Here is a 19835-nt window from a genome sequence, read left to right on the forward strand (position 1 = left end):
ACAAGACATAATTGGCCTGGTAACGTAAGAGAATTAAAAAATTTAATTGAAAGAGCATGCATACTTTTTCAAGGTCAAGAAGTTACTAGTACAAATGTTACTGAAAACCTCTTAAGGTTAAAAGCTCCAAATACAATTGAAGAACAAAATGAGATTTGGGATGTAACATCAGAATTAATGGATGAAGTTGAATTTGATAACAATGATGAAGAAACTAAGATTGATAATCTTCCTCATCCAAATAATTATAAAGATTGGTTTACTTTTTATGACGAAATTGATATTCGACGTCATTTACAAGATATTGAGATAATATTAATAGAAGCAGCTTTAGAAAAAACTAATGGGAAGATCGCCAACGCAGCAGACATCTTAAAGCTTAGAAGAACTACCTTAATTGAGAAAATGAAAAAGTTCTCAATTAAAAAAAATGATACTAATTAATAAATTTTTAATTCTTAAATTAACTGCTTTGATATGATTAAAAATAAATATTTTGAAGATTTTAATCTTGGAGACAAGTATGTACTTCCTTCAAGAACTCAAACAAGTGGTATTTTTTCAATGTTTCAGGGTGTATCAGGAGATAATGACCCAATTCACTATGATGTAGAATTTTGTAAAGAAAAAGGTCATAAAAATATGCTTGCTCATGGTATTCAAGTTATGTCTCAAACAGCAGCTGGTGCAGGAAGTTTTCCATCAGAGGTTAGACAAAGTTTATTAGGAATGATCGAAATTAGTGGCAAATTTTTAAAGCCAGTTTATAAAAATGATACTTTATATCCAGAACTTAAAATCATTAATTTAGTTTCTCAAAAAACCACAGGTATAATTGAAATGAAAGCAACAATACTAAATCAAAATCAGGAATTAGTATTTGAAGGTATTCAAAAATACTTAATAAAAAAAAATATTTGATATTTTAAAAGATTTGTTTAACAAGAATTTAATATTATCAATTGGGACGTGCTTGTTGAAATAGCAATGGGGTTGTTTTTTTGAAGTGGTTTAAGAACAACGGATTATTGTATTTAGCAAAGTCATAATAGCCACCTTATTATCTAAAAGTTTTGTGCTCTTAAAGATCGAAGGCTGTCATCCAAAGATTTTTTTCCAATCTAATAATCAAAGTTCAAGAGATTTTTTTATCACACCTATTGGGATGGCAAGCCTATCATACTGACTAACAAGCTGCAGACGTACAGAAGAATCATCAAATAGCTCCTTAGGCAAGGTAGCAGTAATAAGATCGCCTTCTACTACTAAATCAACTAGCATTAAATTATCATTTATGATGAGAGATGGATTGTTAAGTTTATCTAAGTTTTGAATTTTTATCCAAATACCTACTTCACCATTAGGTTGAATATTTGGTAGTGCACCCTCAGAGTAGCTATCAGGGCCCCAATATAATAATTTCAGATCTTGATTAAGGTCTAAATTAACATTGCCATCGAACAGAAAGTTAGGCGCAAGACTAGCAGGTTTTTCTAGACTTAATTTATAACCATTTTGAATTTGGAGTGAATTAAAGTACAAACTACGGACAAGTTTTGCGTATTCTATTATTGGCTGAGTATCAACTGTTTGATTCGTCAATGCGCTTTTTTTCTTGGAAAGATTATTCAAAAAAATTTTCAAGTTAAACAACTCACTCCCCATGTCAAAAAGATCATTAACATCTTTACGCGCACCATTGTAGCCAGAAATGATTTCATCACATAGTTGTTTAGGTTCTAGCTTTCTTCTGCAGCATCGACCACTATAATTAAAATCCAAAGATGTTTTAAAATTATCTATTCGTATATATCCTGGACCACCAAATCTGTCATAACAATATACTGGACGACGAGCAAGAATTGCACTTTGTACTGTTTTTCCAATCGTCACTACAACGTCAAATTTTTGTATGTCAGGTTTTGAAAGCCGCTTGTAATTTTGTTGCCCAAGCCCAAAAGCCTCTACCTTTACACTAAGTTTCGTCAAATTTTCTGCAGCTTTTCCTAATTCATCTGGAATATGATTCGAGACAATTAACACGCTTTCGATTGGCTTGAAACTTTGTGTTGGTAAAATTTTTTTTTCAACAAAATCATCTTTAGTGGCATTGTTAAAGTTATATATTTTATGAGAATTCATAAAAAAAGAATTAATCTTTTTAGCTGTTTCTTGGCTATTACTAACTAAGTTGGCTCCAATAGGTTTGGCGTAAACAAGTGAAGCTAACTCGAACGGTTCATAAGGTGACAAATGTATTGAATTAAAGCTGCCAGAAAAATTATCTAAATCTGAAAAACCTTTGCACAGAGGCGCTACAAAATGTTGTGCCCAAACAAAATCAAATTCACGTAAGTCGAATTTTTCGGGTTCATTTGAAACGCTAATACCATACTTTTTGTATAATGTATAAATCTCATTAGCTACAACATTTGCTACGAGCGAAACTTTATACTTATAATACTTAGGACTTCACTCACCTCAAGTGCTAGAATTTCACTACCTGCCCAATCATGGAGATGATTAGTTAACACTAGCGCACGCTTCATTACTTCTTCCTACATTCTATTGATGATAAGCAACTAATTAAATAAAATCAATCACTTACACTAAATTAATTACTCCCATTCAATAGTTCCTGGTGGTTTTGAGGTAATATCATAAGTTACCCTATTAACACCACTTACCTCATTTATAATTCTTGTTGATGTGTCAGAAAGAAAATCTTGGTCAAATTTAAAATAATCAGCTGTCATTCCATCCACAGAAGTAACAGCTCTCAAAACACAAGCATAGTCATAAGTTCGTTTATCCCCCATAACCCCTACAGACCTAGTAGGTAATAACACTGAAAAGGCCTGCCAAATTTGATCATAAAGATTATTTTTTTTAATTTGGTCGATAAATATTTCATCAACGTTTTGTAAAATTTTAATTTTTTTAATTGTTACTTCCCCAGGACATCTTATAGCTAATCCAGGTCCTGGAAATGGATGTCTATTTATAAATGTCTTGGGTAAATTTAATTCATTTCCTAATTTTCTAACTTCATCTTTAAAAAGACTTCTTAAGGGTTCAATTAATTTCAGGCCCATTTTTTTTGGAAGTCCACCAACATTATGATGTGATTTTATGGTAACAGAAGGACCATCATTTACAGAAACACTCTCTATTACATCAGGGTATAATGTACCTTGAGCCAAAAACTTTATATTATCCATTTTTTTTGCATGTTTTTGAAACACTTTTATAAATAAATTTCCAATTATTTTTCTTTTCTTTTCTGGATTTGTAACACCTTTTAATTTTTCTAAAAAAAGTTTGCTTTCATTAGCGTAAATTAGAGGTATTTTATAATTATCTTTGAACATTTTTAAAACTTTTGAATGTTCATTTTTTCTAAGCAATCCATGATTAACAAAAATACAGTTTAAATTATTACCAATAGCCTTGTGTAAAAGGATAGCCGTTACAGAACTGTCAACTCCACCTGATAGTGCACAAATGACTTTGTTATTACCAATCTTTTTTCGAATATTGTTAATCTGATCTTGATAAAATGATTGTATTGTCCAATCACGTTTAAAGCCAGAAATTTTTATGGTGTTCAATTTCATCCTGAGGTTCATCATACTCCAAAAGGAAAAGTTTTATTTGATAATTTTTTAAAAATCTCAGGTTTTAAACGTGATTGGACCATGCAATCATTTTATGAAGATGAGATTGAAAATATTAGAAAAAAAATTGGCAATAATAAAGTTATTTGTGCACTATCAGGTGGTGTTGATAGCTCTGTGACAGCTATCCTTTTACACAAGGCTATTGGTAATAATTTAACCTGTATATTTGTTAATCATGGATTGCTTAGGAAAAATGAACATTCAGAAGTTTTAAAAATGTTCAGAGATAACTATAAAATACCTCTCATTTACGCCAATGAAAGCAAGCTCTTTTTAAACAAATTAAAAGGTGTTACAAGTCCTGAAAAGAAAAGAAAAATAATTGGTAATTTATTTATAAAAGTTTTTCAAAAACATGCAAAAAAAATGGATAATATAAAGTTTTTGGCTCAAGGTACATTATACCCTGATGTAATAGAAAGTGTTTCTGTTAATGATGGTCCCTCTGTTACCATAAAATCACATCATAATGTTGGTGGTTTACCTAAAAGAATGGGTTTGAAATTAATTGAGCCTTTAAGAAATCTTTTTAAAGATGAAGTTAGAAAATTAGGAAATGAATTAAACTTACCTAAAACATTTTTAAATCGACATCCATTTCCAGGACCTGGATTAGCTATAAGATGCCCAGGAGAAGTAACAATTAAAAAAGTTAAAATCTTACAAAACATTGATGAAATATTCATCGACCAAATCAAAAAATATAATCTTTACGATGAAATTTGGCAGGCATTTTCAGTATTGTTACCAACAAAGTCTGTTGGTGTAATGGGAGATAAAAGAACTTATGACTATGCTTGTGTGTTGAGAGCTGTAACTTCCGTAGACGGAATGACAGCTGATTATTTTAAATTTGATCAAAGTTTTCTTTCTGAAACATCAACAAGAATTATTAATGAGGTAAGTGGCGTTAATAGGGTAACTTATGACATTACCTCAAAACCACCTGGTACAATTGAGTGGGAGTGAATAAAAATTGTTCAAAAGAAGTCACTTTGTAAAAAAAATATACTCAGTTTTTGTTTGTTTAATACCATTAAATATAATTTTTTCTATGGCGTTTGCTAAAGATAAATCAAGCAATTATTCAGAATGCATAAAAGATTTTGGAACAATAAATAATGCAGCTGTTCATAAATGTGCCTCTGAAGTTTCAGAGTTTTTAAAAGTAGAAATTGAACATAAATTAAAACAAATTATTAACAAAATTATTGAGAAGGGAAACTTTGAAAAGAAAAATGATTTGAATGAATTTCTACAAAGTGACTATCATTGGAAAACTTATATGGAATTGCAATGTAAATTTGAAACAAAATATATTGGTTCTCCAATGTTCAATTATTGTCCAATGACAAAACTTGAAAAAAGACTAGAAGAGTTAGAAATTATTTTAGATAAAGTTTCAAATTAGTTTCAAACTTCTTAAAAAATCAATATAAACAATGATTTACAAGGTTTAGATTATTGAGTGGGAATAGTGATTGACTTGTAAGTCATTGATATTATTAGGTTTCGAAGTTTGAAAGTTTTTGTAACATGTTGATAATAAAAAATAAAAACACTATGTCGCCATTAAGTGGGAGTAGCAAAAACGGTCATAAAAGCATTACAGTGACAGGGCTAAATAAGCCATTGATGTCGATGGTTTGTGATGCTGGTGCCATTTACTTTTAAATTGTTATTAAGCGGTTGCCATCATCCAAGCGAGGATTTTTGTACCCTCGCAAAAATCTTCCATCTCCATTGCTTCGTCCGGATTGTGGCTACCATTTTTATTGCGGATAAAGATCATTGAAGAGGGTACGCCCTCGTGATGGAACTCAGCCGCATCGTGACCGCCGCCACTAGCAAGGCTGAGTGCCTCGAGACCCATCGCGGCACAGCCTTTCAGCATGCGATCCTTCTCACCATTGTGGAGGGCGGCGGGCACGGATACCGAAAATTCCCCAAGATCGACATTAACGCCCCTTTGTTCAGAAATTTCTGCTGCAATACCTTCTGCCGTTTTCCTCATCGTGTCTAATGTTTCCGAACTTTCGCTCCGCATGTCCAAAGTGAACTTGACTTCACCACAAACCTTAGAAAGTCCGTTAACATCGGGGTCCGTATGGATAATGCCGGGATTAAAAACTAGATCACCGCCGTCGGCCAGTGTTTGTAGACCTGCCTGCTCAAATTTATAAAGAAATTCAGCAGCGCCCAGTGCTGCGTCCTTTCTAAAAGATTGTGGAGTGGCGCCACCATGATTGTATTCGCCCAATACTTTGCAATTTCGGAAGCGCCGATTCCCGCGAATGCCGCTGACTACGCCGACCGGTTTGTTCTCAGCTATCAATATGGGTCCTTGTTCAATATGAAGCTCACAATAGCCTTTAATTTTTTGCGGGTCCAAATGGGGCGGATTATTAGCAATAGCGTCGGGATCAAAACCAGCCGTTTTAATCACCTCATAGAGGGATTTGTCGAAATAGTTGTGGTGGGCAGTATTCAACTCATCTTCCATAAATCGGCCCAGCGCTGCCCGACTGCCAAGATGGCCACCGTGTAGGCCTGAAAACCAGCTGCCGGCCTCTTCGGCGCGGATTGCCATCACAACGGTATCCTGGGCGGGAGTGATACCGGCTGCTTGAAAAGCTTGAATGGCGGCAAGTCCTGAAATAACTCCTGCGGCACCGTCATAATTGCCACCGCAGGGCACGGTGTCCATATGGGAACCTACTATAAATGGTGGCGCTTCGCGATCTGCACCCGGAAATGTCATATACAGGTTGCCGGTACTGTCCCCCGAGATTTCTAGTCCGAGCTCGTTTGCCCATGCCTCGCACATGTCGTGACCTATTTGTTCACCTTCGCCCCATGCAATACGAGTGACACCCGGTCCATCTTTTGTTTTTTCTTCTATTTCTAGGAAAAACTGATCGGCACGCTCCATTGACTCTTCGACGGCGGTAATCAGTGCCTGTTCAAAATTATCCGTCATATTTCACTTTGCTTCTTTGTTAATAAATTGCCAAAGGTATAAAAGGTACATACCGTTCTAGCATGAAAATAAATGCCGTTAAAATGAGCAAAAAAATTATCGGAATTGGCTGAGTAGGTCTTAATGTTACATCAGTGAGGCTCTAGATACGAAGGATAATAAATTACGTGTGTGAGATATACATATAATAGCAATTATTTTGATATTTAAACCAATTTAAGCAAATTATAAAATAATATTAATCAATAAAAATTATTTTTCACAAATCAAAATATTGTAATAAATATTAAATAAAAAATGAAACTGCTACAAAATTAAATATAAATTTTTATTTATATCTAATAAAACGCATTAATATCGATAAAATATATTTTTCATTGTAATTTTACGTATCTATACAATGTTCGCATGCTATTAATAAATTATGTATTCTCGATGATGTCATGAACCATTGAAAAGCGACCTCATGTTTATTTAACCCAAATTATAAGAAAGTGATTTCGGGGATTAAAAATAACAATTAACATTTACTGTTAGAATTAATTCAAAGCTCAATGAAATAGAGCCGAGACACGCGAGGCATCGCATTTCATTTGCATAATGGTTGGAAGGAAAATTTATTGGCTAAAATTTTAATGATTTATTCGACGACCGACGGACAAACGAAGAGAATAATTGAACGTATAAAGGTTGAATTAGCAGGTAGTGATGTTGAAACAGCACCGATTTGCCGTGCAAACGAATTGGCATTAACCGATTTTGATAAGGTAGTGTTAGGTGCCAGTATTCGATATGGAAAACACAAGCCGGAGGTTTTCGACTTCGTCAAAAAACAAAAAAAGACCCTTGAGGGAAAAGAAACTTATTTTTTCTCGGTTAATGTTGTTGCACGCAAACCTAACAAAAATACGCCAGCCACCAATCCATACATGAAAAAATTTTTGGAGAAAACGGGCTGGAAGCCAGATTTTATTGAGGTATTTGCCGGAATGGTGAATTATCCAAAATATAATTTTTTAGATAGAAATATAATTCGTCTCATTATGTACATAACTAAAGGGCCAACCGATATTTCCCAATGTCATGAATTCACTGACTGGGAAAGTGTTAAGAGATTTGGCAAATTAATTTTAAAGCCGTCGTGATTTGCTTTGCATTGTATCTTTTTCAATACCCGCCTACTCAAAAAGTTTAAATGCTACGGCCGATAAAAATCCCACCAATGTGGCCAGTCCAGTCGAGTTTCTTCCGCCTAAGTGAATGGCTTCCGGAATCATAGCAGCGGCGATCATGGTTAACATTGCACCTGCTGCAAAACCTTCTACTAATACAAGAACACCGTGACCTAATATGCCGCCGAACCAGAACCCTGCGCCGGCACCGATGCTTGTCATAACCGTAAGGCTCAACCACATAAGTAGGATCCTTGTACTTCCCCATCCCTGCTTTTTCATTCCAATAGAACTACTCATCGCTTCTGGGAAATTAGCTAGGAATAACCCCGCAATAAGCGTGTAGGGAATTACAGACCCTAATGTAACTGAGTCAGGTCCGGCTTGCGCAATCACGGTTGAGATAGCGACTAATAGTGCAGAGCCTATCACAAAGCTCTCCGGGATGCCGTCTAGCATTATGCCGAGCCAGATGGCTAGCGGTGCTCCATCATGCTCTTCGCTAACCTCTTTGAGTTGAGATTTAGTGGGCACGAAAGAAGTTTCCACTGATGAATTCATTACATCGTCGACCCAAGCATCCGAATTACTATTGTATCCATCGCGGGCCAAAAGCTCCTTGAGGCGGCTTGCGGATAGTACTGTTGCCGCTGCTTCAAATGTTTTATATCTTGATCGCCAAGCATCAAATTCCCTTTTGGTAAGAGAAAATGCTTTTGTGGTTTCCGCGGCTATTGCTGTCGCGGTTCTTGCTGCTCCAGTTACAAGCGCTATCTCTCCCAATACGTCGCCGCTACTTAGTCGGGCGATTTCTTGAGAATCACGTGAAATGGTTACGCTGCCCGTCTCCAGAAAAAAAACATCATCCCCGTCATCCCCTTCTTGAAAAATTATTTCGCCAGCCTTGAAAGACTTCTCACTCACCCTTCTTACCATTTCTTCGACTGCTTCAAGCGGGAGGTGCCGAATTAGCTCGCTTATTGATAAGTGCTCTAAAATCTCTCTTCGGCGTGCGGCTCTACGGTTGGTGAAATATTCAATGGTGGAAGATGTTTTTCTAAGAAAACCGCCTTTCGAATTAATGATTTCGTCAAGAACTACGAATACAATACCGCCGCCGGCAGCACCCAATAATAAATATACAAGATGGTGTGCGGCCTCATCTTTCTCATCAGCGGTCGAGGCACTAACGAGGTCCATTGCAGTTGGTGCAACTAATTCTATTCCCAATGCAGCGAGCAAAGCACCTCCACCAAAGGCAGTCATCATCCCGACAATGCGATTATTAGGCGTCCAGACTAATCCCAATAATGAGCCCAATGGAAGTGATGCTGCAGAGAGAGCTCCTAGGAAAACGGCCCAAATCAGAAATTGAAAATCCATAATGGTGCACTCTTATTCAGTTAAACAACAACATCAAACCCGTGGAAATCCTGTCGGCTTAGGCGAGGGTAATGGAGACTTAAAGATAAATTTAGGTAAATGATTGATATTAAACTTAATATTTGTTGCATAAAAATCGTATAAAATCCATCTAATTGACTTGAATTCATTGCATGAAATAATTGTTCTGTCTTCTCAGACGGTCGATAGGTTAAAATCATGAACATAAAATTAGAAAAATTACAGGTGGCGGATACGTTGTATGGGAAGATGATTTTTCCCGAAAACGACGCCGTGGTCGGTAAGAGTTTGCCTTTGTATGGCGAATGGTCTGAGGGCGAAAATATTGTTATGTCGCAGTTTGTTGAACCGGGAGATACTGTTCTAGATATTGGCGCAAACATCGGCACAACAGTAATGTCGTTATCCAAAAGGGTTGGAGCAAAAGGGAAGGTATACGCCTTTGAGCCTCAACAGTTGATGTTACAATGCCTGAACGCAAATTTAGTCCTTAACAACATTAAGAATGTTGACGTATTTTCATTAGCTGTATCTTCGGAAACAGGCTGGGTACTATTAAATGACCAAGAGCACTCGGGTGCAGGACGTTACGGGTCCGTTGGCATATCCATCGATGGGACGCCTGCACAAGCCATTCATCTCAACGAATTTCCAACAAATAAATGTTCATTTGTGAAGATTGATGTGGAGGGTCATGAGTGGAATATCGTTCAAGGTGGCGATAAATTCTTAGTCCAGCACCAACCTGTAGTCTATTTGGAAGCAAAAAAAGAGTTGGAGGGAACCCAAAAATATTTGACTTGGTTTATGGATAATGGCTGGGTTTGTTATTGGCATTTTGCTTTTTGGTACAGAGATAACAATAGAAACAAAGTTAGTGATAATATTTTTGGTGGAACAGGTGATATGAATGTTGTTGCTGTCCCGGAAGGCAGTGCTCCGTTAGAAAATTTACTACGAATCAAGTCTCCTCAAGACAAATGGAACTCCAAAACATATTTTGATTTTTACAAAAAAAATAACATTCCAATCGTTTAGAATATTTAATTGAGCCAAAAATAAAATTGGGCTCTGTTGCTAATACCGTTCATTCGCAGGCTTTTGCCGACCAAACTTTAAAACTAATAAAATTACTTGTTATTGAATAAGGCGACAAAAAAGCTACCTACCAAAGGTAGTATTTTCACTACACTCGGTGCAGCATGAAAAGTAAAACTTTTGTAATACTTGGGAATCAATTGTTTGACCCCCGCTTATTAAGGGCAAATGGGTGTGACCATGTATTTATGTCGGAAGACCACGGTCTTTGTACCTACCAAAAACATCACAAGAAGAAGATTTATCTATTTCTCTGCGCAATGAGAGAGTACCGGGATGAATTAGAGCGTAGTGGTTTTAAAGTCTCATATTTTTCTCTGGAAGATAGAAACGATGGGTTGGGCTACGTCGAATTTCTTCTTCGATTTTGTGAAGAAAATAGAGTAGATCATTTAAATTTTTTTGAAATCGAGGATAAGAACTTTGAAGAATCTCTTCTCAGAGGGTGCACAAAAAAGGGATTGGCTATTGAGTTTTTTAATTCTCCTATGTTTATGTTTTCACGCGACGAATTCATTTCAGCACAGGGAGAAAAGAAAACATTTCGGCTCGCAAATTTTTACAAAACTGGAAGAAAAAAATTCCAAGTACTAGTCAACGAACATAACGAACCAATAGGCAACAAATGGTCGTTTGACGAGGAAAACAGGAAAAAAATCCCTGCAAACGTCTCTATTCCTCAGCCAAGTGCGCCGTGCTTGTCTAAGTATCACGATAAGGTCATGGACTTAATAAACAGCCGGTTTGCTGATCATCACGGCAGTTTGAATGATATTTGGTTTCCTGTTGAACGTCGCGGTGTAGAAAAGCAGCTAGAATTTTTCTTGCAAAACAAACTCTCTAACTTTGGAGTTTATGAAGATGCTATGCGGGTCGGTGAGAATTTTTTATTTCACAGTTGCATTAGTCCATTCCTCAATATTGGTTTAATTACACCAGATATCATTATTGAGAGGGTATTTGGGCTTTTCAAAAAAGGCGAAGTGCCCATTAATTCTGCGGAAGGTTTTATAAGGCAGGTGTTGGGTTGGCGGGAATTCATACGCGGAATCTATCAGATGAAGGGTGTTGAACAGTATGAGAGCAACTTTTGGAAACACAAACGCAGCCTGACTGATAGTTGGTATGATGGTTCTACCGGCATATTGCCCTTGGACGATTGTATTAACTCAGCGATCAATGATGGGTACAGCCACCACATTCCAAGGTTGATGGTAATCGCTAATTTAATGAATCTCAGTGAAATAGACCCTGTGGCTATCTATAAATGGTTTATGGAAATGTACATAGATGCTTCTGATTGGGTGATGGTGCCAAATGTGTTCGGAATGGCAACCTTCGCAGATGGTGGATTGATGTCAACCAAACCATACACGTGCAGTTCTAACTACATTCTTAAGATGAGTAATTACAAACGGGGAGATTGGTGCAATGTGGTGGATGGGCTCTACTGGCGGTTCATTATGAAACACAAGGCTTTTTATCAAAAAAACCCCCGGCTTTCATTTCAAGTAAAAATGTTAGAAAAAATGAATCCAGATCGAAAAGACACAATACTTCAAAGCGCGGAACGATTCATAGAAGAACATACATGCTAGCTGGAATTTATTATGTGTCCAAATCAAGGCACCACTGTAAATTCATCGGCACTTTTCTGTAATACTATTCGGATTTTTTCTGCACTCTGGTTTTTCTGCGAGACTGTATTTTCTCTAGGCTTAATTTATCCTTTAAACTCATTATGTAGGCCGCCCCCGCAAGCAAAAGTATAGAACCTGAGGCCGCTAGAAGCGTGGTGTCTTCAATATCTTTGCCTTGAGCTATCATTACACGACACAAAGCTGTAATCGCAATAATTATTGGCAGCGTTACGGGGATCCGGCTACTTGCATAAAAAGCACCGATCATGCCAACGATTTCGGCGTAAATAAATAGTAAAAATAAGTCGCCAAGCAATATTTCTTTTTTTTCCCATAGGGCATGTATCTCTAAAGCGGCAGCTAACATTGTAAGGGCACCAATTACTGCGAGAAGCCCCTTTTCACTAACGACAGTGGTCCAATGAAGGCGGCGATTTACCGACTTGGAGTTCAAAATTTCATTCATTTTTTTCTCTGAAAATAAATCCATGTGCCTGGTGCAACCAAAAAAAAATCTAAATCTTCATCCACCGAGGTAAGCAATTTAATAGAGTGTAAAGCTTAATAAAGCATTGGTAAAATGGATATTCTCAAAGCTCGCAAAATAATGTGATTTGAACCAAAAAAGGGCCACGATAAATGGGCCAATTGTTTGACTATTTTCATCTTTTTGTTTGCAATTAGTTTTGTAATTAAAAAATAATCACAACAGCACTAACACCAAAGAGCTTTCGCTCATTCAAAGTAACTAACTATATTTTATTATTTGAACAACATTATTGATAACATTGAATAGTAAATATCAAAAAATATTGTTTATTTCCTTTATGCATATTCTAGAAGCAATGATAGATGAGCATGTATATTGTAAAGTAGCACGTTTTGACAATCAATATAAACTCATGATGAAGAATGACAACACTGATTACTTAATTTCAAGCATTTGTTATTATTGATTATTTGGCCTTTTTACAAAACCTTTTTTCTTATCTCTGCCATTGTTCTTGGCCTATTTTTTTCGTATCCTCTTACACTAGTCCGCTTCAAAAATTATCGGTCTAAACTTTTAATTACGCATTTTTTCTGGAGATGTAGTTATGACTTTTGCACGACAAACGCAGTTAATGATAGTCGCAAGCCTTGCCTTATCATTACTTCCCTCGGTGACCATGGCCGACACGAAAAGCCTATCCGGTCGGCAAATTATGGATGAGGTCGAAGCCCGTCACGACAAACCCTTCGAGTTTGAAATACAAAAAATGACCTTGGTGGACAAGTCAGGCAAGAAAGAAGTGCGTGATGTGCGGCGGTTCACACGTGAAAAGGATAAGTCGCAAACTCGGTATCTCACAATCTTTAGATCTCCTTCCGGCATAAAAGGTACGGCTATGCTGACGTGGCAGAATGATAGCAAGGCTGATGATCAGTGGTTGTATTTGCCTGCGCAGGGGAAAAAACTGAAACGAATAGCAAAGGGGGGTAAACGAAATTACTTCATGGGCACAGATTATACTTATGAAGATCTGGTGTCTGAGGCTAAGGAGAAATTTTCGTACGAAAGACAAAAAGATGAAAAGATGAACGGTGAGAATGCATTTGTTGTAAAGGCGATGGCCAAAGACAAACAGCTAAAGAAAGATACCGGCTATAAATTCAGACTTCTTTGGGTGGGCCAAAAGCATTTTAATATCATAAGAACCGATTATTTTAATCGCAGAGGCAAGCTTATAAAGCGTCAAACTACCGACAAGTGGGTGAATGTTGAAGGAAAAGCATGGCGCGCAAATCTTTCAATTATGGAACATCTGAAAAACAAACATAAAACAGTGACGGAAGTTATCGAGCGCAGCCTCAAGGAGGCTGATGCACCCTCAAAGAATTTCAGAAAGAAAACTATTACTTCTGGCAAATTGGCGCGTTAATCCGGCCAAATTTGAAACCAAAATGTAATTGTAACTCAAGACCACGGTTCACTGGCTATTTAAATTTAGGAACACAGCATGGCAGAAGGCAATGTAAAATCCTTATCGCAACACGGCAACGGAGGCCCGGAGAGCGAGAATAACGGTAAGAAGAAGCCGTGGTATGAAATAGCAATGACTTTCGGGGCTCGCAGGCCAGTCGTCAGTTTTATGTTAGCTGCTATCATTACTGTGATATCAGTTTTTGGGGCCCTCAAACTAACTGTAGATGGTAGTTTCGATATTCTCTACAGCAAAAATGACCCGGGTTATGCTCCTTACCAAGAGACAGTCGCCGAGTTTGGTTCAGACAATATCGTTCTTGTGTATTTCAAAGATAAAGACCTATTTTCAAAAGAAAAACTGAGTTTGATTGAAGAATTTGCATTCGGCTTAGAGGATGTGAAATACGTTGAAAAACAAGAAAGCTTGTTTACAGCGTTAAATATCCGCGCGGGTCCGGATGGGTTAGATATGAACCCATTGATGGATGCCACTCCCGAAACAGCCCAAGAGATTGCAAAAGCGCGCGAGGATGCACTTTACAGTCCAATAATGCGCGGGACTTACATTTCTGATGATGCAATGAAGACGACTGTAGTGGTCACATTGGAGAATATCGAGGGAGATCCATCTTTTAATCGTAAAGCAGCAGCGGAAATAAATAGTCGCCTTAAAAATATCCGTGATGAATTTGAGGATGTTTTTGTAATGGGAGCGCCTCGCATCAATGTAGCCATAGAAAGAGGTCTGTTCAGCGATATCGGATTACTCACTCCGATTGGTGCGGTGCTTCTGGTAGTCATACTGTTAAGCCAATTAAGGACCCCAGTGGCTGCCGGTTTGCCATTGATTACTGCTGGAATGAGTATTCTGTGGACCGCAGGTTTCATGGGTTTTGCCGGCATCCCTTTAAATCTTTTAACGGCAATTTTACCAGCGTTGGTAATCGTGATTGGCTCAACCGAAGACACGCATATGCTGACTGCATACCTGGACGGTATAACTAAGGATAACCCTCCAAATCGGATTAACGCTGTCCGCTTTATGGCAGTTCATGTAGGCTTGCCGATTTTTATCACGTCCTTCACTACGGCTGCCGGTTTCATGGCAAACATCTCCAGTGATCTGATAATGGTCCAGCATTTTGGAATTACTGCAGGCTACGCAATGGTGGCAAATTTAATTGTTACCATTTTAATGCTTCCTTTATTGTTGAGGTTTTTTGGGCCGCGTAAGTCAAAAATAAAGGGCGACGGTGAAAATGTTAGTGGACTGGCAGGGAAGGTGCTGTCCATCCTCGATATGCTTGGAGGTCGATATGAGCGGAGAGTGGTAGTCGTCGTTTTATTGGCAGCAACTATCTTTGCAGGGTACGCGACCAAGGTTCAAACAAGCAATGATCCCTTGTCATTTTTTAAACCAGATAACTCGGTAAGGCTTGATGCTGACACCTTGCATAATGACTTGGCAGGGATGCAAGTATTCTACCTATCTATTAACGCAGACTCTGGTAAAGATTTCAAAGACCCGGAATGGTTACAAAAAGTTGACAAAATCCAAAATGTAATGAGGCAGCAAGGGGCGTACGACAAGGTCACTTCAATTGCTGATTATTTGAAACTCGTCAACCAGGAGATGAACCAAGGAAATAAAGCATTTTATGTAATGCCAAAGACGCGCGCATTGGCAGAACAATATCTCTTGCTCTTTGCGAGATCAGACGTTGAGCGCTTCATCAACGCAGACGCTACACGCGCAAATCTAATGGTGCGTCATAACATTTCAAATTCGTACGAACTAAAACAATATCTCGATGATCTTCGAAAGCAAATCGCCAACATTCTTGATCCCAAAACCACGTATCACATAACCAGTAAAAATATTTTGATCAACAATGGCGCTGAAACAATGATTAAGAGTCAAAGTACGTCTATCATTTTACTAGTTGCTATTATCTTTGTGCTGATGTGTTTCTTGTACACTTCTCTCACTGCTGGCTTTGTTTCTTTGGTGCCTAACCTCATACCTGTCGTTACTATGTTCGGCATTATGGGAATATTTGGGGTACCGCTAAACGCTGGCACCACTTTGGTATCAGTCATTGCGATAGGTATAGCAATTGACGATACCATTCATTTGCTTACGAACTTTAATGATCAGTTGAAAATCAATCCAGATCAAACGGTCGCTGCAAGAGCAGCGGTGCGCGTGGAGGCTATACCGGTTGTGTCAACCTCATTAGCTCTGGCCTTTGCTTTCCTCTCGTTACTCTTATCGGACTTTACAATCATCATTCAGTTCGGGCTTTTATGTGCTGTAACGATGGTGATGGCATTGATTACAGATTTGTTAATAACGCCTATACTTCTCAAACGATTTAGGCTCGTCAGCCTGTGGGACATTGCATCGCTTAAGCTTAATCAACAAGTTTTGGCGGATAGCGAGGTATTCAAAGGTATGTCTGCCTATCAAATGAGAAAGACAATATTACTGTCCTATGCAAAAGAGTTTGAACCCGGCGAGAATGTATTTCTTCAGGGAACCACGGATCGTAACATGTACGTGATCTTGTCGGGTAAGGCAGAGGTGGTGCTCGGTATAAAAGACGGTAAAGAGACTCTATTGGCCACGCTGGGCACGTCAGAAATATTTGGTGAAGCTGCGTATGCTGGCAATGTCGCCAGGACAGCAACTGTGCGTGTTCCAGAGAACTCAAAAGAGCCTCTCAAGGTTCTTATGCTGGAGCAAGAGCGCGTTGCATCAGCTATGCGCTCATACCCGCGCATCCATGCTCTTTTGAATCGTAACATTAGCGCCATATTGGCGGGTAGGCTTGCAAATATGGGCGAGCAGCTCAGCACTCGAGATTAACTTTTATGCATAAGAATTTTAAAGCTATTTGCGCAATCCTTTTAGCGATTGGTCTTAGTGCCGTTAACGGCCAAGCTGAAGCTGGTTCAGAAGTTGACGCGAAAATTAAGAAAGCCTTAATTACGCCAGTTAATAGGGTGCTCGTTGATCTTGCAACCAACGTCCAACGTACGGCCACTACTTCGTTTTCTGGCTTTATTACCAAAATTGATGATAGTTCAATCCGCGATGACTACGTTATTTTTAGCCCCAGACTTGAAGGGGAAACGGAGGCAAGCCTGAACGAAGAGTTTTCAATCGGGATGAAGGGATATTTGTCTCTATCTACGGATCAGGATACGGTGCAGGGTTGGTTTAATGGCCCTGGGCAGAATTACCAGAAAATTCGGTATGCCGACCTAACCGCAGCTTGGCTCAAATATGAGGCTGAAAATTATGAATTAATTCTCGGCAAAGATGTGCTATCGATGGGATTGCTTGAGCTTCATTCCCCCTCTGATCGATTTGGTTTGTGGGATGGAAGCGATCCCTCATCGACAACAGAGTTAGGTGTCTGGCATCTTGGTTTGAATTATTTCATTGATGACGACACCGTCTCATTCAAGTTTCTCCCATTTGACAAAAAATCAATAAGCCCCGGCGAGGGTTCTAGGTGGGCTGGTACTTCTGGAAGCTCTGTTTTTTTAAATCTACCAACGGGGTCATCGGTGGTTGATTTTTACCATCCAACCCATTTTGAAAATATGGGTTATTTGGCGCTATATGAGGGTGCACGAGAGGGTATTGATTTTTTTGGGTTTGCTCATCACGGCCCATCAAGTTATTCGGTACTGAGTTCTACCACGCGTAATGTAGCTGATCCTAATTCACTTGTTTTGGAAAGAGTAAACCCCATTTCTATAAGCACCGGAGCTGGATTGTCTCGTGTGATAGATGAATGGAAATTCACCGGTGAAGTAGTTTATCAGAGAACTTATAACGGCCGAGACGAGGACTTTATTCGGTACGGAGCAGGCTTTAGCTACACCGATAGTAGGTTTGCAAATTTTATCGGTTTGGAGAAGATAACTTCGATAGCGGAATTTTCCGGGGATGAAATAATTAGCGACGCTTATGCAGATGATTGGGTTCAGAGCTCGAAGCTATCTAGACCATTCCGACGCACAGTTTTTCTGCGAGTAGTAGTTGAGCATAATGAAGAGCTAAGCTACTTCGCAGGTAGTACCGTAAACATAAAATATGAGGATCATACTTTCGGTGCCGGAGTTGAGTATCGTCCAAATGACAACTTTAAAATACAAATGAGCGGCGCATTTTTTGAGGGAAATTCGGACACCCATTTTGGGCGATGGACCGATAATGAGCTTATTAGACTTGGCGCAGAGTATTCATTTTAGCGGGAGTACATCAACGTTTTAGCGTTACAGAACTACACTTTCAGTGTCGAGGATTATCAATTGAATTTGTGATACACTCAGAAAAAAATGGTAATTGTTTGCGGGTAGGTGCCATTATGGTCATTGGCTAGGCCTACAATTTATTATTCTGTGTCTATGCCAAAAACATCAAAATTAATAGTGCAATCTGAAGTGGCTTGAGCGTTTTTTTGCATCTCCTCTTTGTGGATTGCAAACGAGGGCACAGCTATCCGTAGCTTATGTCCGGGCAGATCTCATGAAAGTTACGAAGGTTATGATATTTTAACGTCATGGAGAAAGTATTAGATGCCCGAAAAATCATTGGACAAACTGCATAATAAGATAACAAATCAAATTGTATGCTCAAAATGTGAGATCGAATTTATGAAGGGTGAGACCGGGCGTCGCTCATTGCAGGAATATTCTTTGCTTGATGTGGGGTTCACAAATATTGGTGTGCAAGTATGGTGCCGCAGACACGATGTGAACGTGGTGCATATTGATTTTGATGGCAGTAGATTAGATGCAGATTTTCGTTGTCTGGAGCCTAAATTGCAATAAACATGGTGATGATCTTTACTCAGTAGATTGAATTAATGTGACTGTTATGTGCCGGATCTAGCAAACAACTGTTTGGTAAGAACTGGAGGTTTCAATGGTTGTGTCGAGATTTGTTCTCATTACACCCTACGAGATTTTTTTACATTATCCCCATTGTGTAACGTATACTGAAAGAGCTGTATTCATTTACACAAAAAAATTGTGACGCTACGCTAGCGTCTTAGAAAACTAGCTGAAGTCAAAGTGCATTAGGAGGTTGTTATGGACATCATTTTGATAATTGCCGCAGGGTTGGCTGTGGTTCTATACATCTGGTATGCAAAAATAGTTGCACGGCGAAATACGGCAGGAGAAGCATTGTCCGGGATTGACGTACAGTTGACCAAGCGGTCAGAGCTGATTCCTAATATCCTGGCAATAGCTAAGAAATTCATGGAGCATGAGAAAGAACTTCTAGAAGAAGTAACGAAACTGCGTGCAAAAGCCACTGAGGGATATGATACTTTAGATCCGAAACAAGTTGCTAAACACTTTGAGGATTCGGCTGCACTGGGTGCGCAAATGGGCAAGCTTATGATTTCTATGGAGGCATATCCAGATTTGAAGTCCGACAAAACCATGATCCAAGCTCAAAAGACATATAATGAAGTTGAGGCTCAAATCGCGGCTGCTCGTAGGTTTTACAACTCGGCTGTCTCTGACTTGAATAACTCGATAGAGATTTTTCCGGGTAGTTTGTTAGCTCCGCTGGCAAATTCGCGGGTCATGCCTTTTTACGAAGGTGATGCCACTTCGCGGGAGCCGGTAGACGCAGCAAAGTTGTTGGGCTAGCGTCCGCATAATATGTGGCAAATCAAACTTCAACTTTGCCAACCAAAACTTATTGTTCTCCGCACAAGCAAAAATGGGAGAAACACACTCGATAGTGAAGCATTGCGGGACAACCGGAGTGATTAATACTGATATTTTACCGGCGTGCTAAGGCTATAGGGTATTGTGATTTGTAAAAAAATGCTACGGATATATGGTAAACTAAATTCGTACACT

15 protein-coding genes and 2 pseudogenes are annotated in these 19835 nt (G+C 38.6%); 12 read left to right on the forward strand and 5 right to left on the reverse strand.

Annotation, left to right across the window (positions count from 1 at the left end; translation table 11 throughout):
- On the forward strand, nt 1–444 hold a 444-nt coding region (locus tag VX941_05430), incomplete at its 5' end, for a helix-turn-helix domain-containing protein (protein ID MEE2932849.1).
- A gap of 33 nt (nt 445–477) precedes the next feature.
- Nucleotides 478–921: a MaoC/PaaZ C-terminal domain-containing protein gene (locus VX941_05435; GenBank protein ID MEE2932850.1), complete on the forward strand. Its 444-nt coding sequence runs from the start codon at nt 478–480 to the stop codon at nt 919–921.
- 207 nt (nt 922–1128) lie between these two features.
- Here VX941_05435 and VX941_05440 read toward each other — a convergent pair whose 3' ends face one another.
- Both VX941_05440 and guaA (VX941_05445) read right to left on the reverse strand, forming a co-directional pair.
- Nucleotides 1129–2253, reverse strand: coding sequence for a hypothetical protein (locus VX941_05440; GenBank protein MEE2932851.1), 1125 nt, complete (start codon nt 2251–2253; stop codon nt 1129–1131).
- 365 nt (nt 2254–2618) lie between these two features.
- Nucleotides 2619–3620 (reverse strand): annotated as a pseudogene (gene guaA / locus VX941_05445) (glutamine-hydrolyzing GMP synthase).
- On the opposite strand from guaA (VX941_05445), the pseudogene guaA (VX941_05450) reads away from it, so the two are divergent.
- Nucleotides 3591–4649: pseudogene (guaA, locus tag VX941_05450) on the forward strand (glutamine-hydrolyzing GMP synthase). The pseudogenes guaA (VX941_05445) and guaA (VX941_05450) overlap by 30 nt on opposite strands.
- 7 nt (nt 4650–4656) lie before the next feature.
- On the forward strand, nt 4657–5091 hold the full coding sequence (locus tag VX941_05455) for a hypothetical protein (GenBank protein MEE2932852.1): 435 nt from the start codon (nt 4657–4659) through the stop codon (nt 5089–5091).
- A gap of 270 nt (nt 5092–5361) precedes the next feature.
- On the opposite strand, the gene VX941_05460 is transcribed toward VX941_05455, so the two are convergent.
- A complete protein-coding gene (locus VX941_05460; GenBank protein ID MEE2932853.1) occupies nt 5362–6660 on the reverse strand; it encodes a hydantoinase/carbamoylase family amidase in 1299 nt (432 codons plus the stop codon).
- 620 nt (nt 6661–7280) lie between these two features.
- On the opposite strand from VX941_05460, the gene hemG reads away from it, so the two are divergent.
- Complete coding sequence (gene hemG, locus VX941_05465; protein ID MEE2932854.1) at nt 7281–7805, forward strand: menaquinone-dependent protoporphyrinogen IX dehydrogenase; 525 nt, start codon at nt 7281–7283, stop codon at nt 7803–7805.
- 33 nt (nt 7806–7838) lie between these two features.
- On the opposite strand, the gene VX941_05470 is transcribed toward hemG, so the two are convergent.
- Entirely contained in the window at nt 7839–9215 is a 1377-nt protein-coding gene (locus VX941_05470; protein MEE2932855.1) for a cyclic nucleotide-binding domain-containing protein, read from the reverse strand.
- A gap of 219 nt (nt 9216–9434) precedes the next feature.
- Here VX941_05470 and VX941_05475 point away from each other — a divergent pair, with 219 nt between their 5' ends.
- Entirely contained in the window at nt 9435–10274 is an 840-nt protein-coding gene (locus VX941_05475) for an FkbM family methyltransferase (protein ID MEE2932856.1), read from the forward strand.
- A 164-nt stretch (nt 10275–10438) separates the two neighbouring features.
- A complete protein-coding gene (locus tag VX941_05480; GenBank protein MEE2932857.1) occupies nt 10439–11932 on the forward strand; it encodes a cryptochrome/photolyase family protein in 1494 nt (497 codons plus the stop codon).
- A gap of 64 nt (nt 11933–11996) precedes the next feature.
- On the opposite strand, the gene VX941_05485 is transcribed toward VX941_05480, so the two are convergent.
- Entirely contained in the window at nt 11997–12440 is a 444-nt protein-coding gene (locus tag VX941_05485; protein ID MEE2932858.1) for a phosphate-starvation-inducible PsiE family protein, read from the reverse strand.
- A 631-nt stretch (nt 12441–13071) separates the two neighbouring features.
- Here VX941_05485 and VX941_05490 point away from each other — a divergent pair.
- From VX941_05490 to VX941_05510, 5 genes are all read left to right on the forward strand, one after another.
- Nucleotides 13072–13896, forward strand: a complete 825-nt coding sequence (locus tag VX941_05490; protein ID MEE2932859.1) for an outer membrane lipoprotein-sorting protein — start codon at nt 13072–13074, stop codon at nt 13894–13896.
- A gap of 78 nt (nt 13897–13974) precedes the next feature.
- Entirely contained in the window at nt 13975–16809 is a 2835-nt protein-coding gene (locus tag VX941_05495) for an MMPL family transporter (protein ID MEE2932860.1), read from the forward strand.
- Between the two features lie 5 nt (nt 16810–16814).
- Nucleotides 16815–18206 (forward strand): hypothetical protein, encoded by a 1392-nt coding sequence (locus VX941_05500; GenBank protein MEE2932861.1) that lies wholly within the window; start codon nt 16815–16817, stop codon nt 18204–18206.
- A 327-nt stretch (nt 18207–18533) separates the two neighbouring features.
- Nucleotides 18534–18788: a hypothetical protein gene (locus VX941_05505; protein ID MEE2932862.1), complete on the forward strand. Its 255-nt coding sequence runs from the start codon at nt 18534–18536 to the stop codon at nt 18786–18788.
- A 261-nt stretch (nt 18789–19049) separates the two neighbouring features.
- Nucleotides 19050–19619 (forward strand): LemA family protein, encoded by a 570-nt coding sequence (locus VX941_05510; GenBank protein MEE2932863.1) that lies wholly within the window; start codon nt 19050–19052, stop codon nt 19617–19619.
- Nucleotides 19620–19835: the final 216 nt, after the last annotated feature.

Source organism: Pseudomonadota bacterium (assembly GCA_036339585.1).
In the GTDB taxonomy this organism is placed as follows: Bacteria; Pseudomonadota; Alphaproteobacteria; order UBA8366; family UBA8366; genus UBA8366.